19 protein-coding genes and 1 pseudogene are annotated in these 24,860 nt (G+C 60.3%); 11 read left to right on the forward strand and 9 right to left on the reverse strand.

The window, feature by feature from the left end; all coding sequences use genetic code 11:
• Window positions 1-142 precede the first annotated feature (142 nt).
• Window positions 143-610 carry an OsmC family protein gene (locus FBY03_RS11285; RefSeq protein ID WP_147172429.1) on the reverse strand — a complete coding sequence of 156 codons (468 nt, stop codon included), beginning with the start codon at window positions 608-610 and terminating at the stop codon, window positions 143-145.
• A gap of 210 nt (window positions 611-820) precedes the next feature.
• Between FBY03_RS11285 and FBY03_RS11290 the strand changes: the two genes are divergently transcribed.
• Both FBY03_RS11290 and FBY03_RS11295 read left to right on the forward strand, forming a co-directional pair.
• The gene (locus FBY03_RS11290) at window positions 821-1,750 is read left to right on the forward strand and encodes a ZIP family metal transporter (protein ID WP_147172430.1); all 930 of its coding nucleotides are present in this window, start codon (window positions 821-823) and stop codon (window positions 1,748-1,750) included.
• Window positions 1,751-1,818: 68 nt separating this feature from the next.
• Entirely contained in the window at window positions 1,819-2,613 is a 795-nt protein-coding gene (locus FBY03_RS11295) for an alpha/beta fold hydrolase (protein WP_218570772.1), read from the forward strand.
• 318 nt (window positions 2,614-2,931) lie between these two features.
• Here FBY03_RS11295 and FBY03_RS11300 read toward each other — a convergent pair whose 3' ends face one another.
• Window positions 2,932-5,406, reverse strand: a complete 2,475-nt coding sequence (locus FBY03_RS11300) for an autotransporter outer membrane beta-barrel domain-containing protein (RefSeq protein ID WP_147172432.1) — start codon at window positions 5,404-5,406, stop codon at window positions 2,932-2,934.
• A gap of 413 nt (window positions 5,407-5,819) precedes the next feature.
• On the opposite strand from FBY03_RS11300, the gene FBY03_RS11305 reads away from it, so the two are divergent.
• The 4 genes and pseudogenes from FBY03_RS11305 to FBY03_RS23050 all read left to right on the forward strand — a co-directional run bounded on the left by FBY03_RS11305 (window position 5,820) and on the right by FBY03_RS23050 (window position 9,156).
• Complete coding sequence (locus FBY03_RS11305) at window positions 5,820-6,476, forward strand: Fe2+-dependent dioxygenase (RefSeq protein WP_147172433.1); 657 nt, start codon at window positions 5,820-5,822, stop codon at window positions 6,474-6,476.
• A gap of 75 nt (window positions 6,477-6,551) precedes the next feature.
• Window positions 6,552-8,387 (forward strand): hypothetical protein, encoded by a 1,836-nt coding sequence (locus FBY03_RS11310; RefSeq protein ID WP_147172434.1) that lies wholly within the window; start codon window positions 6,552-6,554, stop codon window positions 8,385-8,387.
• Window positions 8,388-8,577: 190 nt separating this feature from the next.
• Window positions 8,578-8,730 (forward strand): annotated as a pseudogene (locus tag FBY03_RS11315) (ZIP family metal transporter); the annotation flags it as partial.
• 285 nt (window positions 8,731-9,015) lie between these two features.
• Complete coding sequence (locus FBY03_RS23050; RefSeq protein WP_178090640.1) at window positions 9,016-9,156, forward strand: hypothetical protein; 141 nt, start codon at window positions 9,016-9,018, stop codon at window positions 9,154-9,156.
• A gap of 259 nt (window positions 9,157-9,415) precedes the next feature.
• Here the strand turns inward: FBY03_RS23050 and FBY03_RS11320 are convergent, their stop codons facing one another.
• The 3 genes from FBY03_RS11320 to metH all read right to left on the reverse strand — a co-directional run bounded on the left by FBY03_RS11320 (window position 9,416) and on the right by metH (window position 14,476).
• Window positions 9,416-9,856 (reverse strand): YtoQ family protein, encoded by a 441-nt coding sequence (locus FBY03_RS11320; protein ID WP_147172435.1) that lies wholly within the window; start codon window positions 9,854-9,856, stop codon window positions 9,416-9,418.
• A gap of 90 nt (window positions 9,857-9,946) precedes the next feature.
• On the reverse strand, window positions 9,947-10,312 hold the full coding sequence (locus FBY03_RS11325) for a RidA family protein (RefSeq protein ID WP_147172436.1): 366 nt from the start codon (window positions 10,310-10,312) through the stop codon (window positions 9,947-9,949).
• A gap of 447 nt (window positions 10,313-10,759) precedes the next feature.
• Window positions 10,760-14,476 carry a methionine synthase gene (metH, locus tag FBY03_RS11330; protein ID WP_147172437.1) on the reverse strand — a complete coding sequence of 1,239 codons (3,717 nt, stop codon included), beginning with the start codon at window positions 14,474-14,476 and terminating at the stop codon, window positions 10,760-10,762.
• A gap of 169 nt (window positions 14,477-14,645) precedes the next feature.
• Here metH and FBY03_RS11335 point away from each other — a divergent pair, with 169 nt between their 5' ends.
• The gene (locus FBY03_RS11335) at window positions 14,646-16,925 is read left to right on the forward strand and encodes a fatty acid cis/trans isomerase (RefSeq protein WP_147172438.1); all 2,280 of its coding nucleotides are present in this window, start codon (window positions 14,646-14,648) and stop codon (window positions 16,923-16,925) included.
• Between the two features lie 64 nt (window positions 16,926-16,989).
• On the opposite strand, the gene FBY03_RS11340 is transcribed toward FBY03_RS11335, so the two are convergent.
• Window positions 16,990-17,406 carry a universal stress protein gene (locus FBY03_RS11340; protein WP_147172439.1) on the reverse strand — a complete coding sequence of 139 codons (417 nt, stop codon included), beginning with the start codon at window positions 17,404-17,406 and terminating at the stop codon, window positions 16,990-16,992.
• A gap of 178 nt (window positions 17,407-17,584) precedes the next feature.
• The gene (locus FBY03_RS11345) at window positions 17,585-18,337 is read right to left on the reverse strand and encodes a DUF1223 domain-containing protein (protein ID WP_147172440.1); all 753 of its coding nucleotides are present in this window, start codon (window positions 18,335-18,337) and stop codon (window positions 17,585-17,587) included.
• 142 nt (window positions 18,338-18,479) lie between these two features.
• Between FBY03_RS11345 and nfuA the strand changes: the two genes are divergently transcribed.
• Window positions 18,480-19,064, forward strand: a complete 585-nt coding sequence (gene nfuA, locus FBY03_RS11350) for a Fe-S biogenesis protein NfuA (protein ID WP_147172441.1) — start codon at window positions 18,480-18,482, stop codon at window positions 19,062-19,064.
• Window positions 19,065-19,151: 87 nt separating this feature from the next.
• On the opposite strand, the gene FBY03_RS11355 is transcribed toward nfuA, so the two are convergent.
• Complete coding sequence (locus FBY03_RS11355; protein ID WP_147172442.1) at window positions 19,152-20,741, reverse strand: ABC-F family ATPase; 1,590 nt, start codon at window positions 20,739-20,741, stop codon at window positions 19,152-19,154.
• A gap of 248 nt (window positions 20,742-20,989) precedes the next feature.
• On the reverse strand, window positions 20,990-21,268 hold the full coding sequence (locus FBY03_RS11360) for a peptidylprolyl isomerase (RefSeq protein WP_147172443.1): 279 nt from the start codon (window positions 21,266-21,268) through the stop codon (window positions 20,990-20,992).
• 146 nt (window positions 21,269-21,414) lie between these two features.
• On the opposite strand from FBY03_RS11360, the gene FBY03_RS11365 reads away from it, so the two are divergent.
• From FBY03_RS11365 to FBY03_RS11375, 3 genes are all read left to right on the forward strand, one after another.
• Entirely contained in the window at window positions 21,415-22,629 is a 1,215-nt protein-coding gene (locus FBY03_RS11365; RefSeq protein ID WP_178090642.1) for a PilT/PilU family type 4a pilus ATPase, read from the forward strand.
• 127 nt (window positions 22,630-22,756) lie between these two features.
• Complete coding sequence (locus tag FBY03_RS11370; protein WP_147172444.1) at window positions 22,757-24,133, forward strand: GntP family permease; 1,377 nt, start codon at window positions 22,757-22,759, stop codon at window positions 24,131-24,133.
• Window positions 24,134-24,549: 416 nt separating this feature from the next.
• Window positions 24,550-24,831, forward strand: a complete 282-nt coding sequence (locus tag FBY03_RS11375; RefSeq protein ID WP_025165823.1) for a GNAT family N-acetyltransferase — start codon at window positions 24,550-24,552, stop codon at window positions 24,829-24,831.
• The last annotated feature ends 29 nt before the right edge of the window (window positions 24,832-24,860 follow it).

Here is a 24,860-nt window from a genome sequence, read left to right on the forward strand (position 1 = left end):
CGGCTATTTACGCGGGAGGCGGTGGCGGCTGGCTTGATAGATATAGGGCGCTGCGCCACCGCGAGATATGGGCAGATCAACCGCTATTCATCAGCTTCATGTCAGCGGTCGTTTCCAAGGGCGTGCTGAGGTGGGCGCACCTTCAGTCCAACACCGGCTCGCAACGCACCTCGGTCTTCACCGAGTTGGCGATAAAGCACGCCTCATGGGCCTGGTGATGCAGCTCATGCAGCTGTTCGCTGCTGGGTTGCAGCGCGCCGCCGAAGCTTACCCGTGGACGCAGCAGCACTTCGGTCATGGCCACGCGGCCCTCGGCATTTTTGGCCATCACGCCCAGCGCCTGATCCTGGTAGCGATCCACCTGAAAGCCCTGCTTGGCCGCCACCGAGAGGAACCACAGCATATGGCAGCTGGACAGCGAGGCGACGAAGGCTTCCTCCGGATCGACAGGCTGCTCATCGGACCAAGGCAGTGGCACTACATGGGGCGAAGAGGAGGCCGGTACTGTCACGCCGCCATCGAAGCTCCAGCGGTGGCCGCGGCTGTAGCGGTTATCCAGAAAGTTCTGATCGCCACGTTGCCAGAGGATTTCAGCGCTGTACTGGGCCATTGCATTGCTCCATGCGAGAGGGGGCTCAGGTTGAGTCGGGCATGACAGTAAACGTAGTATCGCGTCGATTTGACCCGGTTGTGCAGTGTTTGGCGCGTCAGCGCTTCGCGCATTACTGCCAGGCCCTATCGACCTGATAGAGGCGCCGGTCTTGTTCGCGGCGCTGGGTGAGGGGATAGTCGGGCTCACCGTTAACTGTGAAGTGCCAGCATGGATACCACCTACAACCCGCACGCCTCCTTTCGCGCGGCCTGGATTGCCCAGGCTCAGGCCTACCCATGGGTCACCTTGGGGCTGGGTGTTGCGCTGCTGGCGATTCTCGGCCTGTTGCTCAGCAGCGGAATCAACGCCTTCGATGGGCAAAATCCAGTATCGGTTCGCTATGCCCTATTTGGCGGCAGTGCAGGCTTCGCCGCCACGGCCTTCGGTGCGTTGCTGGCTATCGGGCTACGTCGCATCTCCACGCGCACCCAGGACAGCATGCTCGGTTTCGCCGCCGGGATGATGCTCGCCGCCAGTTCCTTCTCGCTGATTTTGCCAGGGATAGACGCTGCCCAGTCGATAACCGGCAGCAGCCTGCTGGGAGCCGGCACCGTGGTGGTGGGGCTGGGATTGGGTGTGTTGCTGATGCTTGGCCTGGATCGCTTTACCCCACATGAGCACGCAAGCACCGGTCCCTGTGGGCCTGACTGCGAGCGGATCAATCGCGTCTGGTTGTTCGTCTTCGCCATTACCTTGCACAACCTGCCGGAAGGCATGGCCATTGGCGTCGGCTTTGCCGGTGGCGATCTCGGTGTCGGCATCCCCTTGGCCAGCGCCATTGCCATCCAGGACATTCCCGAAGGTCTGGCTGTGGCGTTGGCGCTGCGCACCAGCGGACTGTCAGCCCTGAGTGCGGGCCTGATTGCCGTCGCCACTGGCCTGATGGAACCTGTCGGTGCGCTGGTTGGCGTCGGTATTTCCAGTGGCTTCGCCATTGCCTATCCGCTGAGTCTGGGGCTGGCGGCCGGGGCGATGCTGTTTGTGGTCTCGCACGAAATCATTCCGGAAACCCACCGCAACGGCCATCAAACCCCCGCGACCCTGGGCTTGATGGGCGGTTTTGCGGTGATGATGTTCCTCGATACGGCCCTGGGATGATTCGTTCAATAGCGGCTGTCGGCTGCAGGTGCCTTAGGCGGTGCATCACTGTATTCATCTTTGCCATATTGCTGAGCGCCTGTATCGGTGGTGATCTGCAGGCGCGGCGCGCGGCCTCGGCGATGACGGCCACCGAGGCGGGTTGGCAGCGCAGTCATCTCGACACCGGAGTCTTTGTGCTGACGGCCTTCGCTCCGCCAGGGCTGCGGCAGACTGCTACGCTGACCGTTTATATCGAAGGTGATGGGTTGGCCTGGATTAACGCCTCCACTCCTTCCCTCGATCCCACCCCCTTGAATCCGTTGGCATTGAAGTTGGCGTTGCGTGACCCTTCCGGTACTGCGGTCTATCTGGCTCGACCCTGTCAGTTTGTTTCAGGCCAAGATAAGCGTGGCTGCCAACGCAAATACTGGACCAGCCAACGTTTTGCCCCAGAAGTGATAGCGGCCAGCCTCAACGCGGTCGAGCAACTCAAGCAGCGTTTCGGTGCGCAGCGCCTGGTGCTGGTCGGCTATTCCGGTGGTGCTGCGGTGGCGAGCCTGGTGGCTGCGCAACGCCGGGATGTCGAACGCTTGGTCACTGTCGCCGGGAACCTCGACCACCGTTCCTGGACCACGGCTCATCATCTATCACCGCTGCAGGGCTCGCTCAATCCGGCGGATGCCTGGGCGCAGCTGCAATCGGTACCGCAAACCCATTTTGTCGGTGGCCGGGACAGGATTATCGGTGCATCTGTCGTGCGGGCCTACGCCGAGCGCTTTGCACCTGGCGCACCGCTGTCCATCCAGGTGATGCCGACATTCGACCATCACTGTTGCTGGGTCGAGCAGTGGCCGGACATGCTCCAGCGGCTAGCGCCCTGAGCGTGGTACTTAATCGTTCGTGGTGAGGCGTCGGAGGTAATGATGCTGCTTTTTGAAAGGTCGTCTCGCCATAGGGGGAAGAGGGGTGATAGTCAAACCCAGAGGGAGACGGCATTGGCGATTACACCGACGTCTGCTCGTGGTTGTTCCTAAGCTGGCCTGCAGCTTGACTCAAGCGCTTCAGTACACTCAATCAACTCGCGCCGGGGCTAGGAAGCAGCCTGGCTCAGGCAGGTCGGGCTTTCTCATGTGGCTAGAAGCAAAAAATCCCCGCACTGGCAAGCCAGCGCGGGGATTCAGGGCAGTGCCGTAGGTGGTTTAGATATCCCAGCGCAGCTTCACCGAAGCGGTCTGGTTCAGGAAGCTCTCACGGTGCTCGGCATCGTAGCGCAGCGAGATTTCCATGCCGTTATCGGTGTTGGTGGTCAAACCCAGGCCCGCACGCTGCAACCATGGGCTCGGCTCCAGCCCTCGGGTGACGAAGCTCGCCCCGGGCTCGCCGGCGAAGCTGGCGGTGATGCTGGACTGACTGTTCAGCGCGTCGTAACCCACGCCCAGGTTGGCATTGACCGTCATGCCCGGCATGAACTCGTGGCTGAGTTTGCCATCCACACCGAAAATCAGCTGGTCGGTGCTACTTGAGTCGACCTTGAGGTTGGCACTGGAACCTTTCTCGGTATAGCCCTCGTCCTTGATCCAGGTGTAGTCGGTGCGCACGGATGGAGTGAAATAAGTGCTTTCGCTCAGTGTGTAGGTCCGCGCCAGTTCAACCCCGGCGGTGGCCACCAGACTGCTGTAATCGGCCTTGGCGGTTTCGCCGAGGAACAGGATGTCGCGCTTGCCGGCGGTGTTGTTCTGGCCAATGCCGGCCTGGAAGCTCAGCTCCATGTCCCGATCCAGGCTGTGGCTGCCGTAACCGAGCAGTTGATAGACATCCACCTCGGCGCTGTTGGGCGCTTTCTTGGAATTGCCGTCGATATCGGCCTTGGCATAGGCGAAGGCAACACCGATACGGGTGGCGTCGGACACAGTGCCGTCGATGCCGAGCGCCAGGCCGGCGGTGTTGGCCTCGAAGCCAGAAGCGCCGTTGCGATCATTCTGGTCGGCCAGCGAGCCGAATGGCTTGAGCCAGACCTTGTGATCGCCGTAGAACTCGTCGCCCGAAGACATGCCGCGGTTGGACTCGATGCGCGACTGGATCACCCGATTGATGCCGGCAAGGGCCGAGTTTGAAGCGATGGCGCTGCTGCCGGCGAACAACGGCAGTGTCTGGGACACGGCGTCAGAGACTTCCTGCTCGGTGCCGAGACGACCCAGAGCATCGATGACGGTCTGCATGTTGGGGTTGGCGGTGCCGCGATCGATGATACTGTCCAGGGCACCGGCGGCGCCCAGGCCACTCGGGTTGTTGCTGGCAGTTACCGCATCGACTGCAGTCAGGCCCTTGACGATCTTGAAGTCGATATGGCCGTCTTCGCCTTGACTCGACAGGCTCTGGAAGTTGAACAGTGCGCTGTTGTCGGCGACCTGTGTGAAGTTGCCGTTCAGGTAGCTGGTGCTGACCACTCGGTCGAGGGTCTGGCCGATCGCCAGGCTGTTGACTTCCTGGACATCGACAAAGGCGTTACCGGCGATGTTTGCCGTGCCGCCGACATAGAGTTGGCTGTAATGATCTTCGCCGCTGCCGTCGGCCATGATGCGCAGGGTACCGGTTGCGGTCTGGGTGAAGTCGCCTGCTACGTAACCCGCGTCCGCTGCCATGGGCAAATCGATCAAGCCGGCGTTGGTGACGGTCACGCCGCTGCCGCCGAGGGAGAGCTTGCCGCGTAGTACGCCGCTCCCCATGTTATTGATGCTGCTCGCACCTTCAGAGCCATAGTTCAGAATTGAATAACCCTCGCCGCCGTTAGCCGCAGTGCCACTGATGGTGCCAAAGTTGTTTACTCCACCGCCAAACATGTAGCCGGTGTATAGGCCAACCGCCAGGCCTTCGCTGCCATCGGCGAGGGCTGCGTTGATGGTGCCGTGGTTGTTCAAGTTGCCTGAAAAATAATTGCTGTATACCGCGGCTGCTATCCCATCCTGAGCATTCAGGCTGGCGTTGATCTGGCCTTGGTTAGTCAGGGTGCCATAGAAGCTCAGTGCGGCGACCCCTACAGCAACGCCATTGAGTCCGCTCGCAGTCGCGCTTATGGTGCCGGTGGCTTGGTTATCAATCAGGGCATCGGCCGCAACCCCGTTATTGATATAGAGGCCGACTGCTTCCGCGTAAGCAGCTGTCGAAGTGCTAGTTGCTCTGATAGCGCCGCTGTTGCGCACAATGCCCTGCATGCCTGGAGAGCCGCGCTCGACAATGCCATAGGCAAAGCTGTCTCTGGAGTCGTTGGATACCGAGGTGCCGCTGATGATGCCAGTGTTGGTCAGGCTGCCCAGCAGTTCGCCCTGAACGTCTACTCCGGTGATAGCCGACCAATAGTCCTCACCCAGACCGCTGGAAATGATGCTGCCGTTGTTGGTCAGGCTGCCCTGTACAGGACCGCCCTCAGAGAAGCCCAGGTCGCCGAAGTAGAGTACGGCGGCCTCGTTGACGGTGCTGATGGTCACGCCCTGGTTGACCACTGTGTCTGCTGAGCTGCTCGGGGTGCATTGCCCTTGATCGGCGCTGATGATCTGGGCGCAAGAAGGGGTCGCCTGAGCCTGAGTGATGTACAGCCCATTGGCGCAGAGTGCGGCAATGGCGCTGTGCAGGGCGGTGGCTTTCCATTGCGGGCGAGGCGACTGTCCATTCGACATAAAAGGTGCGTCCTTTAGGAGAAAATGCGATAAATTTCACAAAAGTACGCAATAGTATCGATATGCCATCTACTCCACCATTAGTTGATTCAACGCAGGCTGCAAATATCCACGCCGCAGGACTCAATCAACATGACTGCGAGCTGCAGTTAAATTCGCCGGTATTCCGTAAAAAGGAGGGCGTGGTCTATATCAGCCGCTATACGGACTGCGTGCGCCTGCTGAGCGAGCGCCTACACATCCCTGTACATGCCAACTTTATCGACTCGAAGAATGGCGGGGAGGTCGGCCGGGGTGGTAGGCCTGATGATTCGTGCGGGTGGCCCTGATCGAGGGGGCATTTAGACAGTCTGGATTAGTGCATGGGCAGGTAGAATTCCGGCGGAGCTCAAGTTCACCTACAGGTCACTGCTTTGAATTACGTCATCATCGAGAACGCCCTACCTGCCGATCTTCTTTGCGCAATTGCCGCGGCCATTCAGGCTGGCCCCTTCGAGTGCGGCAAGAATACGGCGCAGGGTATGGCCAGGACGGCCAAGAGTAACTTGCAGTTATCTTCGGAGGTCCATGGGCAGCTGCTGGACAGGATCGGCATGGCGATTTACTCGCACCCTGTTGTGCAGGCCTTCGCCATTCCTCGCCACATAGGGAGGCCAATCATCAATCGCTATGAGACGGGCATGGAATACGGCCTGCATTCCGATGGCGCCTACATTCATGACGTGCGCACCGATGTGGCCTTCACCCTGTTTCTCGATGAACCGGACTCTTACCAGGGGGGCGAGTTGGTCATCGCGACAACCGCGCAGACTTTTACCTTCAAGCTACCGGCGGGAAGCATGGTGCTTTATTCCGCCGGCGAACTGCACCGGGTAACGCCCGTGACCAGCGGGGGGCGTAACGCCGTAGTCGGTTGGGTGCAGAGCCGCATACGCGATGCTCACCAGCGCGAGATCATTGCCAAGCTCAGCCTTGTGCCTAGAGTCCTGAGTCAGGATGAAAAATATACGGAATTGGCGACCCAGTCAGGCCAGTGCATCCAGGACCTGATACGCATGTGGGGCGACTAATCGGCTTTCGAGCTCAACCCCTGTCTGGCTGGGTAGCCACTTTCTCATCGTTGTTAACCGGAACAGATGCCGCGCATGACACTGACCACTTTATCTGCAGCCGGCTTCCGTGGCCGCTTGCGCCAGCCTGAACAAACTCTGAAGTTGCAGCTCAGCCACTGCCCGGCGCTGATCGACTGGGTAGGGTTGGATGTCTGGTTGCGTGACAAGCTGGGGCTTGCGCTGCAATCGCAGCCGCAGGCTATGCCTTTCGCTGTAGGGCAGAGTTCGCTCAGCGCGGTTGACGCCTTGCTCTGGCGGATACTGCAAGTGGCGGCGGAGTTGCAGCGTGCGGCGCGCATCCCGGTCTTCGAGCCCGGGCGGATTCTCGCCCTGCAAGCAGATGAGACGCGGCCGGGCAGTTGGCAGTGTGAAGTGAGTGTCGCCCATATCGACTATGTGCCTGCGCAATCGACTCGTCTGGTCTACGACGCAGCCGTACTGCTGGTCCTGGGAGTGGCGGCTGACCCCGAAAGCTTCGCCACGGCCGAGCCGCTCTACCAGCAACTGGAGCTCAAGGTGCTGCAACCGCTGCGTTCTGTGATGCAGGTAGGGATGTCGGCCTTGCCGCTATTGGCCTGCGCCCATGAGCGCGGCATACCCTGGCGTCACCTTGGGGCCGGCGTGTTTCAGTTGGGCTGGGGTGCGCGTCGCGTGCAGATTCTGCACAGCAAGGTCGACTCCGATTCAGCATTAGGTGTCGCTGTGGCGCAGAACAAATGGGTGGCCTCCGAGTGGATGCGCCGCGCCGGCCTGCCTGCGCCGTTGCACCGGTTGGTCGGCAATGAAATGGAGGCCGTTGCAGCGCAGTCAACGTTCGGCTGGCCACTGGTAGTAAAACCGGCGGATCGTGACCGGGGCGAAGGGGTGACGGTGGATATCACCAGCGAAGCGGCACTTCGTAGTGCCTTTCGCCAGGCGAGTGGGCTGTCCTCACAGGTGCTGGTCGAGCGCCAGGTTAGCGGGGTGTGCCATCGTCTGCTGGTGGTGCGTGGGGAGGTTCTATACGCGGTGAAGCGACTGCCAATCGCCGTGCAAGGGGATGGGCAGCGTACGATCAGTGAACTGATTGCAGCCGCCAACGCCGTACAGCTGGCCTTGCCAAGTTGGGCGCGGGCGCCCCTTTATCCAAGCGATGATTTGGCCCTTGCCTGCTTGCAGCAGGCGGGCTGGAGTCTGGATAGCGTGCCACCAACGGGTATCTGGGCTGCGTTGCGGCGGATCGAGTCCACGCAGTGGGGTGGGCTGGATGAGGACTACTCGGCGAGCCTGCACCCTGACAATGCGGCTATTGCCTGTCAGGCGGCAGCAGTCTTCGGCCTCGACGTCGCGGGTGTCGACATTATCTCGCCCGACATCACTCGCGCCTGGCACGAAAACGGGGCCATTATCAACGAGGTCAATTCGGCGCCCGTACTGGGTCAAAGTGACAGTTCAAGGCGGAGCCTACCGCACGTGTTGACGCGCTTGCTGCCAGCCCAGGGGCGCATCAGTATCGAAGTCTGCGTCGGCGCCAGCCAGGCGCTGCAGATGGCGAGAGAGCGTCAGCAGACCTGGCGGGAGCAGGGCGTCGCCTGCTACCTGACGAGTCACTGCGTCACTATCGACGCTTGCGGAAGTGTGGTGCCCATGGCGCAGGATGGGCTTTCTGCCCGCTGTACAGCTCTCCTGGCGAATAAGGCGGTGGCTGCGCTGGTGCTGGTGGTGCAGACGGATGAGGTGCTCGACTATGGTTTGCCTGTGGACAGAGTGAATAGGTTCATGACTAGTGGTGAGCCATTGGCCACGTGGAATCAGGGTGAATCCACAGACGAAACGGCGCACATCGATGAGGTGCTGGCGTTCTTGAACAATCTATGCGACGAATCTTAGGTATTCAGTAATGCTCCGCACCATACCCGGCTGCAGGAAGTGGAGAGCCCGAGCATAGTCCCCTGAGTGATGCCAATCCGCACTTTCAGCTACTCTGACGGCCCTTGCGCGGCGCAGTAGCGTGCCTGCAGGTGACCGAAGTACCAGCCTCTGACGGCGACTGGGAGCATGGTGTAGAGCTCGATCCCTGGTCAGTCTGGGGCTTGCGGCCGGGGCGATGCTGTTTGTGGTCTTGCACGAAATCATTCCGGAAACCCACCGAAACGGCCATCAAACCCCCGCGACCCTGGGCTTGATGGGCGGTTTTGCGGTGATGATGTTCCTCGATACGGCGTCGGGTTGAATCTGGCTTGCCCCAAGACGCAGCCGTCACGGTAGCGCAATTGATCGGCGGTCGAGCAGTAGGTCAGGGCCGAACCGCATGAAGCCAGAGGTTCCAGGTTCCTTCCGCTGCAGGGCGTACTTGGTAAGCCCATTCAATGGTTGACGCCAGAAGGTGAAGCGGGCGCCCCCCCCTATATCTCTGCATTGCGTTGCGCAAATGCGAAAGTTCCGAAAATGTTCGTATGGTGAAACGGGCGGGTTGGTTATCATCTGCGTAACAACTTCTGAATGGGCGACCCAGGTTATGAAACCGAATTACCAGTTTGAAAAACGCCAAAGAGATCTGGAGAAAAAGAAAAAGAAGGCAGAAAAAGCAGAGAAGAAAACTGCTGCCGCCGAGGTGCCAGTGGTTGATGAAACCGTTGTCGTGCCTGAGGACAAGTAAACGCCGGGCGCCACTGGTTCGTTACTTTGTTCCGGCTGCAGGCCAGTCGTCAAAGGGCCCCGGGTCTTCTGTTCTGAGCCGCTCGGGTTCCCTTAGCTCCAGGTTGATGATTCTCGTAGGTTGGTGGTGAGCACCGCGATACCCAACAGATTTATGGCTGAGTGCCACTGACGGGTATTGCTGCGCTCGAACCATCCTACGGACTACTCGCTCGATTCAGCAGCTCAACTCGTGCGGCTCACCTGGGCGCGGAATCCGCTCAGTGCTGGCTGGTAACGTATTTCAGTACCTCGACCACCTGTTCAGGTGTTTGCGCCCAAGCCATCGCCGAGCCATCGACCTCTTTGAGCGGGTGGATGATGTCCTCGGCATGCAGGGTGATATACGGTTTGCCTAACGCCGCGCAGTAGCCGGCATCGAAGGCCGCATTCCACTGCTTGTATTGGTCGCCGAAACGGATGACGGCCACATCGCACTTCTCCAGTAGCGTCTTGGTGCGGATTGCATTTACCTTCGAGGACTTGTGATCGCGCCAGAACGGCTGGCTTTCCTTGCCCAGCACATCGCCGGCTGCATCGCTGGTCTCATGGTCGGTGACGGCCGAGGTGAGAGTGATCGGCAAGTCCAGCGCCTGTGCGCCGCGCATGATCTGTTGGCGCCAATCGGTATGGATTTCACCGGATAAGTACACGGCAAACATACGGGTGTCCTCTTTCTAGTGGTTGCTAATGGATTGATTTAAATAACCTCTACACCTTTAGTTCCGGGCAGAGAGTTTTCGTAGGATGAATTACTCTGTGAAGCCATCGCCAGCCGCAGCGACAAAGGTCATCTCGACTAAGTAATCGGGATTGGCCAGTTCTGCTTTGACACATGCACGACTGGGCGCTGTGCCTTCCTCAAACCAAGCGTCCCAGAGCTCGTTCAGCGCCGCCAGGTTGGCAAAGTCGGTGAGGTAAATGGTCGCCGATAAAATTCGCGTCTTGTCGCTGTTGATTTTTGCCAGGGACCGCTCGGCTTGAGCAAAAATCTGTTCAACTTGCCCCCTGATATCGGCTTTAGTGTCGGAGTCGGCAATTTCTACAAAGTGCGCGATACCGTTGAATACGGTGATATCAGACCAGCGTTTGGTTGGGTTGATACGATGGATTTTCATAAACATGACTCCTTTGATTATGTCGTTTGCCGTTAGCCTCTGCCGAGAAGCGTCGGTTGGCGAAATTTAGTTATATAAGATATTTAATTTACATATGGCAGCAGGGCTGGAAGGGCGTTTCTTAGCGCTTGGGCGAAGCGTCCATATACCGCTTGTTGTATGACAATTGCCCGCCGTTCCTGTCACTCAAGGGAACTCTTCTGCTTAAAGTAACGGGCGCATACGATCTTTTTAATATACGGTCGAGCTCTCACATTATTCATGAGCCGCCAGAACCAATGGCGTGGAACGTCATCAGGGCGTTGTACCGCACGCGCGGTAAGTCCTTTTCCTGCTGCCGGCGATGAGTAGCGGTCAACGACTATGCCTTTGCGCCGCGGCCCGTTCAACCCATAGTGAAACGACAAGGCCCGCATGCGCGGGCCTTGTCGTTTGGCAGGACTTAACTCAGTTGTCGTAGCCCAGATTCGGCGCCAGCCAGCGTTCGCTGACCGCCAGGTCTTGGCCCTTACGCTTGGTGTAGCTGTCGACCTGGTCCTTGTCGATTTTGCCGACTGCGAAGTACTGCGCCTGTGGGTGGGCGAAGTACCAGCCGCTGACCGAGGCGGCGGGGAACATGGCGTAGTGGTCGGTGAGGAACACGCCGCTGCGACCTGGCTTGCCTTCCTCGGCGGCCGGGTCGAGCAGGTCGAACAGGGTGCCTTTCTCGGTGTGATCCGGGCAGGCCGGGTAGCCAGGGGCAGGGCGGATGCCTTTGTACTGCTCCTTGATCAGCTCTTCGTTGCTCAGGGCTTCGTCCTTGTCATAACCCCAGTAGTTCGTACGCACCTGTTGGTGCAGCCATTCGGCGCAGGCCTCGGCGAGGCGGTCGGCCAGGGCCTTGACCATGATCGAGTTGTAGTCGTCGCCGGCGTTCTGGTAGGCCTTGGCCACTTCCTCGGCGCCGATGCCTGCGGTGGTGATGAAGCCGCCGACGTAGTCGGTCAGGCCGCTGCTTTTGGGTGCGACGAAGTCGGCCAGGGAGAAGTTCGGCTTGCCGTCGGGCTTGATGGTCTGCTGGCGCAGGTGGTGCAGCTTGGCCAGCGGCTGGCCGTCGGCGTCGTACAGCTGCAGGTCGTCGTCCTGCACCTGGTTGGCCGGCCAGAAGCCGAGCACGGCGCGGGCGCTGATGAGTTTTTCATCGATCAGCTTGGCGAGCATTTCCTGGGCATCGTTGAACAGCGAGGTCGCCGCTTCGCCGACCACTTCGTCGGTGAGGATGCGCGGGTATTTGCCAGCCAGGTCCCAGGAGATAAAGAAGGGCGTCCAGTCGATGAATTCGGCCAACACCTTGAGGTCGATATCCTCCAGCACCTTGGTCCCGGTAAAGGTCGGCACCGGCGGCTGGTAACTGGCCCAGTCGAATTTCGGCTTCTTGGCGACGGAGGCGGCGTAGCTCAAACGCTCGGTGCGGGCGCTGCGGTTGGCGGTGCGCTCACGCACTTCGATGTAGTCCAGGCGGGTCTTCTCGACGAAGCCGGCTTTCAGTTCCTTGGACAGCAGCTGGGTGGCCACGCCGACCGCGCGCGAGGCGTCGGTGACGTAGACCACCGCATCGTTCTGGTATTTCGGCTCGATCTTCACCGCGGTGTGGGCTTTCGAGGTGGTGGCGCCGCCGATCATCAACGGCAGGTTGAAACCCTGGCGCTGCATCTCGCGGGCAACATGCACCATTTCATCCAGCGACGGGGTGATCAGGCCGGACAGGCCGATGATGTCGCACTTCTCGGCGATAGCGGTCTGCAGGATCTTCTCGGCCGGCACCATCACGCCGAGGTCGACGATGTCGTAGCCGTTACAGCCCAGCACCACGCCGACGATATTCTTGCCGATGTCATGCACATCGCCCTTGACCGTGGCCATGAGGATTTTGCCCTTGGCCTCCGGCTTGTCGCCTTTCTCGGCTTCGATAAAGGGGATCAGGTGGGCAACGGCCTGCTTCATCACCCGGGCGGACTTGACCACCTGGGGCAGGAACATCTTGCCCGAGCCGAACAGGTCGCCGACCACGTTCATTCCAGCCATCAGCGGGCCTTCGATGACCTCAATGGGCCGCGCACACTGCTGACGGCATTCCTCGGTGTCTTCGACGATGTTGGTGGTGATGCCTTTGACCAGAGCGTGCTTGAGTCGCTCGACCACATCCCAGCCGCGCCACTCCTCGGTTTCGGCTTCCTTGACGCTGCCGTCGCCCTTGAATTCGTCGGCGATGGCCAGTAGTGCGTCTGTGCCGTTGGCGGTGCGGTTGAGCACCACATCCTCGACCGCGTCGCGCAGCTTTTTCGGAATCTCGTCGTAGATTTCCAGTTGGCCGGCGTTGACGATGCCCATGGTCAGGCCGTTCTGGATCGCGTAGTAGAGGAACACCGAGTGGATCGCCTCACGCACCGGGTTGTTGCCGCGGAAGGAGAACGACACGTTGGATACGCCGCCCGAGGTCAGGGCGTGGGGCAGGTTATCGCGGATATAGGCGCAGGCTTCGATGAAGTCCACGGCGTAGTTGTTGTGTTCCTCGATGCCGGTGGCGATGGCGAAGATGTTCGGGTCGAAGATGATGTCTTCCGGCGGGAAACCGACTTCGTCGACCAGGATGTCGTAGCTGCGCTGGCAGATCTCGCGCTTGCGCGCTGCGGTGTCGGCCTGGCCGGCTTCGTCGAAGGCCATCACCACCACGGCGGCGCCGTAGCGCTTGCACAGCTTGGCATGGTGCTTGAACTGCTCGACCCCTTCCTTCATCGAGATCGAGTTGACGATGCCCTTGCCCTGGATGCACTTGAGGCCGGCTTCGATCACCTCCCACTTGGAGGAGTCGATCATGATCGGCACGCGGGAAATGTCCGGCTCGCCGGCGATCAGATTCAAGAAGGTGACCATGGCCTTCTGCGAATCCAGCATGCCCTCGTCCATGTTGATGTCGATCACCTGGGCACCGGCTTCGACCTGTTGCAGGGCGACTTCCAGGGCTTCGGTGTAGTTGTCCTCGCGGATCAGCCGGGCGAACTTGGCCGAACCGGTGATGTTGGTGCGCTCGCCGACGTTGATGAACAACGAGTTGCGGTCGATGGTGAAGGGCTCCAGGCCGGACAGGCGGCAGGCCTTGGGGATGTCCGGAATGGCGCGCGGCGGGTACTTGGCCACGGCCTCGGCGATCGCCTGGATATGCGCTGGGGTGGTGCCGCAGCAACCTCCGACTATGTTGAGGAAGCCCGAGGCGGCGAACTCTTCGACCACCTCGGCCATCTCCGCCGGAGTTTCGTCGTACTCGCCGAAGGCGTTCGGCAGGCCGGCGTTGGGGTGGGCAGAAACGTGGGTCTCGGCCTTGCCCGACAGTTCTTCCAGGTACGGGCGCAGGTCCTTGGCGCCGAGGGCGCAGTTGAGACCCACGGAAATCGGCTTGGCGTGGCGCACCGAGTTCCAGAACGCCTCGGTGGTCTGCCCGGACAGGGTACGGCCGGAGGCGTCGGTGATGGTGCCGGAGATCATGATCGGCAATTCGACGCCGAGCTGCTCGAAGACTTCCTGCACGGCGAAGATCGCCGCCTTGGCGTTGAGCGTATCGAAGATGGTCTCGATCAGGATCAGGTCCGCGCCGCCCTCGATCAGGCCACGGGTCGCCTCGGTGTAGTTCTCCACCAGCACGTCGAAGGTGACGTTGCGGTAGCCGGGGTTGTTGACGTCCGGGGAGATCGAGCAGGTGCGGCTGGTCGGGCCCAGTACGCCGGCGACGAAGCGCGGACGATCGGGAGTCTCGGCGGTCTTGGCGTCGGCCACCTGGCGCGCCTGGCGTGCGCCTTCGACGTTCAGCTCATAGGCCAGCTCTTCCATGCCGTAGTCGGCCTGGGATACGCGGGTGGCGTTGAAGGTGTTGGTCTCGAGGATGTCGGCGCCGGCATCCAGGTAGGCCTTCTCGATGGCGCCGATCACATCCGGGCGGCTGAGAATCAGCAGGTCGTTGTTGCCTTTGACATCACTCGGCCAGTCGGCGAAGCGCGCGCCGCGGTAATCCTCTTCCTCCAGCCGGTAGCTCTGGATCATGGTGCCCATGCCACCATCGAGGATCAGAATACGTTCCTGAAGGGCTTGCTGGAGAGCATGGAGGCGGGCACTGCGATCGGAAAGCGACATGGACGGAACTACCTGAGCAAAGCTGAAACAGAGAGTGGGCCATGATAACAAAGCTGCGTGGATTTGTAGCAGGTAGGGTGTTTACATGAATTTGTCTCATGTTGCTGCGGTTCGCTTTCGTCCATGCTCGCCAGTTAGACTTCAGGCTTACTTATCAGGACAAAGGCTCATGCCGCATCGCGCATTGCTTGGCGCTTGCTTGTTGTTGATCGGCCCGCTGCTGGCGGCCGAGCCGGTGTCCTACAGTCGCGAGATACAGCCGATCTTTACCCAGCATTGCGTGGCCTGTCATGCCTGCTATGACTCGCCTTGCCAGCTCAACCTGGGCAGTGGCGAAGGCGTCGAGCGTGGCGCCAACAAACTGCCTGTGTACGACGGCATCCGCACCGAGGCGCAGGCGACCACGCGCCTGTTTCTCGATGCCCATGGCGCAGCTGCCTGGCGCCGCAAGGACTTTTTCTCGGTGCTGGATCGGCCGGGCGGCCAGGCGGCGTTGATGGCACGCATGCTCGAACTGGGCCATGACACACCGCTGGCCGCCAATGCCAAGCTGCCGGACGACCTGGCTGTCGGTATCCGCCGCAGTAACCAATGTCCGCTGCCGGAAGAGTTCGACGCTTATGCGAAGAAGACCCCGCAAGCCGGCATGCCCTTCGCCGTCACCGGTCTGAGTGAGCAGGCCTACCAGACCCTGCAGCGCTGGCTGGCCGAGGGCGCGCCGGTGGATCAGCCCGCGTTGCAGGCGAGTGCGGTCGAGGCCCAACAAGTCGCCGCCTGGGAACACATGTTAAATGCCCCGGGGGCTCGTCAGGCGCTGGTTTCACGCTGGTTGTTCGAGCACCTGTTTCTTGCGCACTTCTACTTCAAGGGCGGCGAGCCTGGGCACTTCTTCCAGTTACAGCGCTCGCGCACGCCGAGTGGCCAGGCGGTCGACCCAATTGCCACGCGCAGGCCCAACGACGACCCCGGCACCGAGTTCTATTACCGCCTGGCGCCTGTTCAGGGCGTCATCGTGCACAAGACCCACATCACCTATCCGCTCAGCGAGCGCAAGCTGGCACGGGTCTACGAGTTGTTCTTCGCGGATAATTGGCAAGTTGATGCGGTGCCGGGCTATGGCGCTCATCGCCGTGCCAACCCCTTCGAGACCTTTGCCACGATTCCGCCGCAGGCGCGCTACCAGTTCATGTTGGATGACGCCGAATACTTCGTGCGCACCTTTATTCGTGGGCCAGTGTGCCGTGGGCAGATCGCTACCGACGTGATTCGCGACAACTTCTGGGTGCTGTTCCAGGACCCGCAACATGATCTCTATCTAAAGGATGCCGAGTACCGTGCCGAGGCCACGCCACTGCTGGCCATGCCGGGGCAGTTCGATGATATTGGTGACCTGCTTGGCCTCTGGCTCAGCTACCGCGACAAGCGCAACGACTACGAGGCGCTGCGCATGCACAGCTATGCCGAGGCGCCAGCGCCGAGTTGGTCGCATATCTGGGCCGGCAACGACAATGCGCTGCTGTCGATCTTCCGCCAACACGACAGCGCCTCGGTACGCAAAGGCTTGATCGGTGAGATCCCGCAGACCCTCTGGTGGATGGACTACCCGCTGCTGGAGCGTACCTACTACCAACTGGTGGTGAATTTCGATGTGTACGGCAATGTGTCCCATCAGGCGCAAACTCGCCTGTATTTCGACCTGATCCGCAACGGCGCCGAGCAGAACTTTCTGCGCCTGATGCCGGCCGACTCGCGCCAGGCCATACTCGATGACTGGTACCAGAACAGCGGCAAGCTGAAGATGTGGCTGGATTACCAGGGCATCGACCGCGACAGTCCGAGCGCGCTGAAGCTGGCCGGGCCAGACCCGAAGCGCAGTTTTGTCGAGGCGTTGCTGGCGCGCTATGCCGCGCTCAATGCACGGCCCGATCCGATCAACCGTTGCCGCGGCGCTCAGTGTCAGCGCGATGGCCTGGCCCCCGAGCTGCAAATAGCCGAACAGGCATTGAGTCGCCTGGCCAATAAGCCGGCGGGCGCGCTCAAGGTGATCGAGCAGTTGCCTGAGGCCACGCTGCTACGCGTCGAACTGGCCGATGGCCGGCGTGAGGTCTACAGCCTGCTGCGTAATCGCGCGCACAGCAACGTGGCCTTTATGCTCGGTGAGGCGCTGCGCTATCAGCCGGAGTTGGACACCCTGACGGTCTACCCGGGGGTATTGAGCAGTTACCCTAACTTCATCTTCAGCCTTGCCGCAGCCGAGGTGCCCGAGTTTGTCGACAGGCTGGGCCGGGCGCGCGACGCCAAGGCTTTCGAGAAAATCGTCGAGCGTTGGGGGATCCGTCGCAGCCATCCCGAGTTTTGGCGCTACTTCCACGACCTGTCCGCCTACATCCGCGAGACCGAACCCAGCGAGGCCGGTGTGCTGGATATGAACCGCTACGAGAACCTCTAGAGGTCGACGTTGCTTGCAGCAGCATTGGCTGGGTCGTGTGGTGGCGTCTAGCAGGCCCGTCCGTTTAGCGCACGACCAGCACAGAGGCTGCGGAGTTGGCGGCGAAAGCCCCGGCATTGGAGGCGAACAGGTGTTCGGCCAGACCGGGTACATGGGAGGCCATCACCACCAGGTCCGCAGCGTGCTCCTTCGCCGCTTTCAGCAGAGTATCGTCCAGGTCTATAGCCGGGTCATGGCTGAAATAGGCGGCGGTGCTGGCTTTTTTCAGGCCGTACTTGTCAGCCTGGGCCATACCGAACTGCTGCAATTTTGCGGTGAATTCGCTCGGGTTATGCGCAACCTCGCTGGGCGTGTTGCTCGATACACCGATGTAGCAGACCGGTATGTCATACAGCTTGGCCAGGTCTGCGCCGATTTTCAGGGCCTTTTCCAGGCGCTCGACATGGGCCAGATCAACAGGAATCATGATTTGCTGGTACATCAGGACGCCTCCTTGTATCGGATGGTCGGCGGGGCTAAAGCCTCGGTTCTCCTGAAAGTATTGCAGAGCTTCGCGCGACCTGTGGCGGCGCTCGGGTTTCGCTGACAGCTGGCTGAAGACTAGGTTTGCCGCGTAAACGACTATTGCTACCGGTTGGAATTACCGCCAGTTGTCTGCTTCAGTCTTCGGCGGCGACTGTTGGCAACCATCCGCCTACCGCCTGATAGGGCTGCGGCTGACCTGGGCTGCTCAGCCAGGCGACCAGTGCCTGGCGCTCACCGCGCGAGTCGGCCTGCAAGTGCGTCTGCCACTGATTGGCCGAGCTGGTGCCGATTTGCTGCAGGCTTAGTACGACGAAGTCATGTTCGAGGATGCGCCCGGCATTTTCGCCACGGGTCACGTCGCTGCGCAGGCCGAAGCCGAGGCGGGCGACATAGGCAGTCATGCCCGCGGGCAGGGGCTGATTGGCTGCGAAAGACAGGCTCAGGCTGTTGCCGTCCAGTTGCAGGGTCAGTTTGCCCACCGCAGGGGTGCTCGGCAGCTTGAGCGGCTCTCGTTGAAACCAACCGCGCCACTCGCGCCCGGCCAGGATGAATCCAGGGGTGTACACCGCACGACTGGCGCCGATCTGGTTGTACGCGCGCTGGCGTGCACTGTAGCCAGGGTTGGCGAAGGGGTCCGGCCAGCCCAGGCTGTCCCAGTAGTCGACATGGAAGGCGAGGGGAATGAGACCTGTCCACAGCGCGGGGTGGTTCTTCAGCCCAGACATCCAGCGTTCGGCAGGCGGGCATGAGCTGCAGCCTTGCGAGGTGAAGAGCTCGAGCACCGGGGTGGCCGTGACGCTGCTGCTGACGCTCATGCTGCTCTGCGCCTGGGCTAGCGGGCTGCCAAGCAACAGCGCTGCGATCCAAGCCGACACCATGACTTTCATCTGCAGCCACTCCTCAGGTACCTACGCAGTGGACTCGCTATGCCGACACTTGTTACACGCCGCTTTACTTGAGTGAAACACTCAAGCTTTATCGCAGCGGTGAGGTTGGCGTACACTTGGCCAATGTTTGCGAGGAGTTGCCATGAGCACAATCACCATTACCGACGCTGCCCACGACTATCTGGCTGATCTGCTGAGCAAGCAGAACACCAGCGGCATCGGCATTCGCGTTTTCATCACCCAGCCGGGCACCCAGTACGCCGAGACCTGCATCGCCTACTGCAAGCCGGGCGAGCAGAAGCCCGAAGACACCCCGTTGGCCCTGGCCAGTTTTACCGCTTATATCGACGCGGTCAGCGAGCCGTTTCTGGACGACGCGGTAGTCGACTACGCCACCGACCGCATGGGCGGTCAGCTGACTATCAAGGCGCCGAATGCCAAGGTGCCGATGGTCAACGAAGACAGCCCGCTCAACGAGCGTATCAGCTACTACCTGCAGACCGAGATCAATCCCGGGCTGGCCAGCCACGGCGGTGAGGTCAGCCTGATCGACGTGGTCGATGACGGTATCGCGGTACTCAAGTTCGGCGGCGGCTGCCAGGGCTGTGGCCAGGTCGACCTGACCCTCAAGGAAGGCATCGAGAAAACCTTGCTGGAGCGCATCCCCGAGCTGAAAGGCGTGCGCGACGTGACCGATCACACCAACAAGGAAAATGCCTACTACTGAGGCAGGTGAACTGAAACGAAAAAAGCCGACGCATGCGTCGGCTTTTTCGTTCTGTTGGCCCTATGTCAGGCCACTGCTAGCGGTGTTTCAGACCACCACGCCCTGGCTACGCAGGTAGTCGTCGTAAGAGCCGCTGAAGTCGATCACGCCGCTGGCGGACAGCTCGATGATGCGGGTAGCGAGCGAGGAGACAAACTCGCGGTCATGGCTGACAAAGATCAGCGTGCCCGGATAGTTCTCCAACGCCAGGTTGAGCGCCTCGATGGATTCCATGTCCAAGTGGTTGGTCGGTTCGTCCATGATCAGCACGTTGGGCTTCTGCAGGATCAGCTTGCCGAACAGCATGCGCCCTTGCTCGCCACCGGAAATCACCTTGACCGACTTGAGGATTTCGTCGTTGGAAAACAGCATGCGCCCCAGGGTGCCGCGTACCAGCTGCTCGCCGCCTTGGGTCCAGCGGCCCATCCATTCGAACAGGGTGGCTTCGTCTTCGAAGTCCGACGCGTGGTCCTGGGCGTAGTAGCCGATTTCTGCGGCGTCGGTCCATTTAACCGTACCTGCGTCCGGGCTCAGTTCATTGACCAGGGTGCGCAGCAGGGTGGTCTTGCCGATGCCGTTGGGGCCGATGATCGCCACGCGCTCGCCGGCTTCCACGTTGAAGCTGAAGTCCTTGAACAGCGGCTTGCCGTCGAAGCCTTTGGCCATGCCTTCGACGATAACGGCCTGACGGTGCAGCTTCTTGGTTTGCTCGAAGCGGATAAACGGGCTGACCCGGCTGGATGGCTTGACTTCGGCCAGCTGGATCTTGTCGATCTGCTTGGCGCGCGAGGTGGCCTGCTTGGCCTTTGAGGCGTTGGCCGAGAAGCGGCTGACGAACGATTGCAGTTCGCTGATCTGCGCCTTCTTCTTGGCGTTGTCCGAGAGCAGCTGCTCGCGTGACTGGGTGGCGACCGTCATGTACTCGTCATAGTTGCCCGGGAACAGGCGCAGTTCGCCGTAATCCAGGTCAGCCATGTGGGTGCAGACGCTGTTGAGGAAGTGTCTATCGTGGGAAATGATGATCATCAGGCTGTTGCGCTGAGTCAGCACGTTTTCCAGCCAGCGGATGGTGTTGATGTCCAGGTGGTTGGTCGGCTCATCCAGCAGCAGCACTTCCGGATCGGAGAACAACGCCTGGGCCAGCAATACGCGTAGTTTCCAGCCGGGGGAGACTTCGCTCATCGGGCCGAAATGCTGCTCGATACCAATACCCAGGCCGAGCAGCAGTTCACCGGCGCGGGATTCGGCCGTGTAACCGTCCATTTCCGCGAACTCGGTTTCCAGCTCGGCCACCGCCATGCCGTCTTCCTCGGTCATCTCCGGCAGCGAGTAGATGCGGTCGCGCTCGGCTTTAACCTTCCACAGTTCTTCATGGCCCATGATCACGGTGTCGATCACGTTGAATTCTTCGTAGGCGAACTGATCCTGGCGCAACTTACCCAGGCGCACGTTCGGCTCCAGCATCACCTGCCCGCCGGAGGGCTCCAGGTCGTCGCCGAGGATCTTCATGAAGGTCGACTTGCCGCAGCCGTTAGCGCCGATCAGGCCATAACGGTTGCCGGCGCCAAACTTGACGGAAACGTTCTCGAACAGCGGCTTGGCGCCGAACTGCATGGTGATGTTAGCGGTAGAAATCAAGACGGATATCCCGGAACGCAGAGGCGCTTTCGCGCAAAAGGGCGCGATTGTAGCGGTTTAGCGGGCGCAAGGGCAGTTCCCGAGATGGGCGGACGTGTACCGGTGCTTTTAAAGCGTGAGTTGAGCACCCGACGCCAAAGAGTGGAGCCAGATGAAACAGATAAAGACGCGGATGACTATTATCGGCAAGCCGCCCGACTAAAGCGGGAGATGGCGCTGCAGGCTGGCCGAGCGCAGTAATGATGGGCTCAGTCGCGGTAGAACACCTGCACCAAGTGATAGCCGAACTTGCTTTTTACCGGGCCATGTACCTCGCGTAGCGGCTTCTTGAAGATTACCTGGTCGATTACTCCCACCATCTGCCCAGGCCGCACCTCGCCCAGGTCGCCGCCGCGCTTAACGGATGGGCAGGTGGAAAACTTGCGCGCCAGCACGTCGAAGGCTTCGCCAGCGGCGATACGTTTCTTCAAGGCAGCGGCTTCGGCTTCGGTTTTCACCAGAATATGGCGTGCCATTGCTTTGGCCATGGGCGGTTCCTCACAGGAGCGGGACGCGCATTGTGCCAGTATTAGCGCACTCGTTGAAAACTCGCGGACTACTGCGGTCAACTACTGCACGCTGACAGTAAGATTGGCCTAACGTCATACACCATTGTCTTACGGGATTATGCTCGATGGATATTCAACCCATGCTGAAAGTCCTGGCCAGCCAGGACGGTTCCGATCTTTACCTGTCTACCGGTGCACCGCCCTGCGCCAAGTTCAATGGCGTGCTCAAGGCCCTCAGCGCCGAGCCGCTTAAAGCCGGCGAGGTGGCAGCCGTCGCCGAGGCGATCATGGATAGCGCGCAGCGCGAAGAGTTCGAGCGGGAGCTGGAGATGAATCTGGCGATATCCGTGGCGGGCGTTGGGCGCTTTCGTATCAATATCTTCAAGCAACGCAATGAGGTCTCCATTGTCGCGCGCAACATCAAGCTGGATATCCCCAAGTTCGAAGATTTGAAACTGCCCGAAGTGCTACTCAAGACGGTGATGGAAAAACGCGGTCTGGTGTTGTTCGTCGGCGGCACCGGCTCGGGCAAGTCCACCTCTCTGGCTGCCTTGATCGACTACCGTAACCGCAACAGCGGTGGCCATATCATCACCATTGAAGACCCGGTGGAGTACGTGCATCGGCACAAGAAATCGATCATCAATCAGCGTGAGGTGGGGGTGGACACCCGCAGTTTTCACGCTGCATTGAAAAACACCCTGCGTCAGGCGCCGGACGTGATTTTGATCGGCGAAATCCGCGACCGCGAGACCATGGAACACGCCCTGGCCTTCGCCGACACCGGCCACCTGGCGATCTCCACGTTGCACGCCAATAACGCCAACCAGGCATTGGACCGCATCATCAACTTCTTCCCGGAAGACCGCCGGCCGCAGTTGCTCAACGACCTGGGCAACAACCTCAAGGCCTTTGTCTCCCAGCGCCTGGTAAAAACCACCGACGGCAAGCGTCGCGCCGCAGTGGAGGTGTTATTGGGTACGCCGACCATCCGTGATTTGATCAAACGCAACGAGTTTTCCGAGATCAAGGAAATCATGGAGAAGTCCAAGAACCTTGGCATGCAGACCTTCGACCAGGCGCTTATCGACTTGGTCCACGAAGGCGCCATCGATGAAGAGGAAGCGGTGAAAAACGCCGACTCGGCGAACAATGTTCGTCTCAAACTCAAGCTATACAAGGACAGCCCGGCTGTTCCTGCGCCAGCCGCTCAAGTCAGCTCCGCGCCAAGGCCAGCCCCAGAGCCTGCTGCGGTCGCGCCTGGTTGGGGAGGGGAGTTGACGCTGGAGGACATCGCTGAAGAGGAGATTTCTGAGAATCCGGGCCGCACGGGGATCTGATCAGGTAATGGCCCGGAGAGTTGCCGCTCCCCGGGTTTCTGCTTTCAGGGTGAACGAGCCCGAGAATGCCGCTAGGCTGGCGCGCTTGAAATAGAGCAGTCCATACGACAATAACTAAGGAATCACTATGCTAGGGAATGTGGGGTTGTTGGCCGGCTTGGCCTTGTTGATTTTCATGGCTTTACGCGGCGCCAATATCTTTATTGCCGCTTTGGTGTGCGCCTCGGTGGTGGCGCTGACTAACGGTTTATCGCTTCCTCAGGCGCTGCTCGAGTATTTCCCTTTCGGCCCGTTGGGGGCTTTCACCTTCGCCGGCAAGTTCTTCGTCCTGTTCCTCTGTGGCGCCATATTTGGCAAGGTCATGGCGGCCAGCCAGGCGGCCGGCAGCATTGCCCAGGCGATTACCCGCGGCCTGGGCACCCGCCGCACGTTGTGGGTGACCATGCTGGTGTGTGCCGTGCTGACCTATGGTGGCGTGGTGGTGTTTGTGGTGATTTTCACCATGTATCCACTGGGCATCTCCTTGATGCGCGAGGCCAACCTGCCCAAACGCCTGTTCTGCGCCGCCACCGCTTTGGGCGCCGGTACGTTCACCATGACTGCGCTGCCCGGCACCCCGTCGATTCACAATGTGATCGCCGCCAGTGCCCTGGGGAGCGATCTGTTCGCCGGAGCCTGGATCGGTTTGCTGGCCAGCGCGCTGATGATTGCCCTGGGTATGGTCTATGTGCAGCGCGAGTGGCGCCAGGCCACGCAACGCGGCGAGGGTTTTGAAGCCAATGCGCAGGACCTGCGCATGGAGCAAATGGCGGGTGCGCCGGGCTCTGGCCCGCATTGGGGGCTGGCCCTGGTGCCGATTCTGGTGGTGCTGGGCACTATCATGCTGCCGCGTCTGCTGTTGTTAAGCGGACTGACCCCCTCAGGACCGGGGCTGGTGGGACAGTTGGTGGGCTTTAGTCAGCAACAACCCATTCTCTGGCCGAGCCTGGCATTGGTGGTGGCCACAGGTGTGGCGGTGTTGCTGTTTCCCGGTTTGCGGCGCAATACGGGCATGGTGCTGGGGCAGGGCGCCGACGATGCGATCATGCCGTTGCTGAACACCGCCGCGGTGATCGGGTTTGGCGGGGTGGTGACGCAGACTGCAGGCTTCAGCCAATTCTCTCAGTGGATACTGACGGTGGATTTGCCACCCCTGCTGTCGATTTTTGTCTCGGTCAGCGTGGTGTCGGGGATCGTCGGCTCGGCCTCGGGCGGCTTGCAGATATTCATGCAAACCCTGGCGCCTAAATACCTGGACATGGGGGTTGAGCCTGAAGTGCTGCACCGGATTGCCAATATCGCCGCGGGCGGGCTGGACTCGCTGCCGCATTGTGGCGCGGTGATAGCCATGCTGATGATCATGGGGCTGACTCACAGGCAGGCGTACAAGGATATGTTCGTGGTGACGGTGTTGATCCCGGTTATCGCCGTGTTGTGCTGCATAGCTGTCTTGAGCGTGATCTGAATTATCCTGCGGCGTGGGCGAAGTGCAGGTGTTCGCGCCCCGCGTATTCAGGCCATGGTGCAACCACCTGGGGTGTGCAATCGACAGGTGGCGGCCCCTCTAGTAGGTTGCCTGGATTGGCCGGAAGGGCGGCTCGTCGACACCGGCCGCAGGCGAGCGGTCAAGGCATAATCAGCCTGGTTAGGCAGAGTCGCGGGTAGACGGTATTTGTCAGCGAGGCCTGTTTGGTCGATCATGTTGCTAAGTATTTACCTTTGCTCACCTACAGTTGCCTGTACTATCAGGGTGTTTTGCCCCAAATTGCCAACGGCAAAGCCTCTACCGGGTTTCAGCGTGGTAACACTACGCATGTCGCTTGGCCTGGAAGTGATCAATCAGGCGCGGGTGCAGTTTTAGGATTCATTAGAGGAGTTGAGATGAGCGAGATGTTGTCCATTCACCATGACTTGGCCGGTCATCAATTCGAGACCACAGTAGATGGTGATCGTGCTTACCTGGCCTACATGGACCTGGGGAAGCAGACCTTGGACATTTATCGCACGTTCGTTCCGAACACCTTGCGTGGTCGTGGAATCGCGGCGGCCTTGACTGAGCATGCCTTGCAGTACTCCGAGCGCATGGGTTACACGGTGATCCCTTCGTGCTCTTATGTGGAGCGCTATATGGAGCGGCGGCAGCGGCATACTGCCAAAGGTTGAGATCGCTTGAATAAAAACGCCGGGCAATG

The organism is Pseudomonas sp. SJZ079 (assembly GCF_007993865.1).
Lineage (GTDB): Bacteria > Pseudomonadota > Gammaproteobacteria > Pseudomonadales > Pseudomonadaceae > Aquipseudomonas.

Bases quoted from the DNA above. Each gene is read 5' to 3' on its own strand.
- FBY03_RS11285 (WP_147172429.1), bottom strand. From the start codon at position 610: ATGGCCCAGTACAGCGCTGAAATCCTCTGGCAACGTGGCGATCAGAAC.
- FBY03_RS11290 (WP_147172430.1), top strand. From the start codon at position 821: ATGGATACCACCTACAACCCGCACGCCTCCTTTCGCGCGGCCTGGATT.
- FBY03_RS11300 (WP_147172432.1), bottom strand. From the start codon at position 5,406: ATGTCGAATGGACAGTCGCCTCGCCCGCAATGGAAAGCCACCGCCCTG.
- FBY03_RS11310 (WP_147172434.1), top strand. From the start codon at position 6,552: ATGACACTGACCACTTTATCTGCAGCCGGCTTCCGTGGCCGCTTGCGC.
- FBY03_RS23050 (WP_178090640.1), top strand. From the start codon at position 9,016: ATGAAACCGAATTACCAGTTTGAAAAACGCCAAAGAGATCTGGAGAAA.
- FBY03_RS11320 (WP_147172435.1), bottom strand. From the start codon at position 9,856: ATGTTTGCCGTGTACTTATCCGGTGAAATCCATACCGATTGGCGCCAA.
- FBY03_RS11325 (WP_147172436.1), bottom strand. From the start codon at position 10,312: ATGAAAATCCATCGTATCAACCCAACCAAACGCTGGTCTGATATCACC.
- metH (WP_147172437.1), bottom strand. From the start codon at position 14,476: ATGTCGCTTTCCGATCGCAGTGCCCGCCTCCATGCTCTCCAGCAAGCC.
- FBY03_RS11335 (WP_147172438.1), top strand. From the start codon at position 14,646: ATGCCGCATCGCGCATTGCTTGGCGCTTGCTTGTTGTTGATCGGCCCG.
- FBY03_RS11340 (WP_147172439.1), bottom strand. From the start codon at position 17,406: ATGTACCAGCAAATCATGATTCCTGTTGATCTGGCCCATGTCGAGCGC.
- FBY03_RS11345 (WP_147172440.1), bottom strand. From the start codon at position 18,337: ATGAAAGTCATGGTGTCGGCTTGGATCGCAGCGCTGTTGCTTGGCAGC.
- nfuA (WP_147172441.1), top strand. From the start codon at position 18,480: ATGAGCACAATCACCATTACCGACGCTGCCCACGACTATCTGGCTGAT.
- FBY03_RS11360 (WP_147172443.1), bottom strand. From the start codon at position 21,268: ATGGCCAAAGCAATGGCACGCCATATTCTGGTGAAAACCGAAGCCGAA.
- FBY03_RS11365 (WP_178090642.1), top strand. From the start codon at position 21,415: ATGGATATTCAACCCATGCTGAAAGTCCTGGCCAGCCAGGACGGTTCC.
- FBY03_RS11370 (WP_147172444.1), top strand. From the start codon at position 22,757: ATGCTAGGGAATGTGGGGTTGTTGGCCGGCTTGGCCTTGTTGATTTTC.
- FBY03_RS11375 (WP_025165823.1), top strand. From the start codon at position 24,550: ATGAGCGAGATGTTGTCCATTCACCATGACTTGGCCGGTCATCAATTC.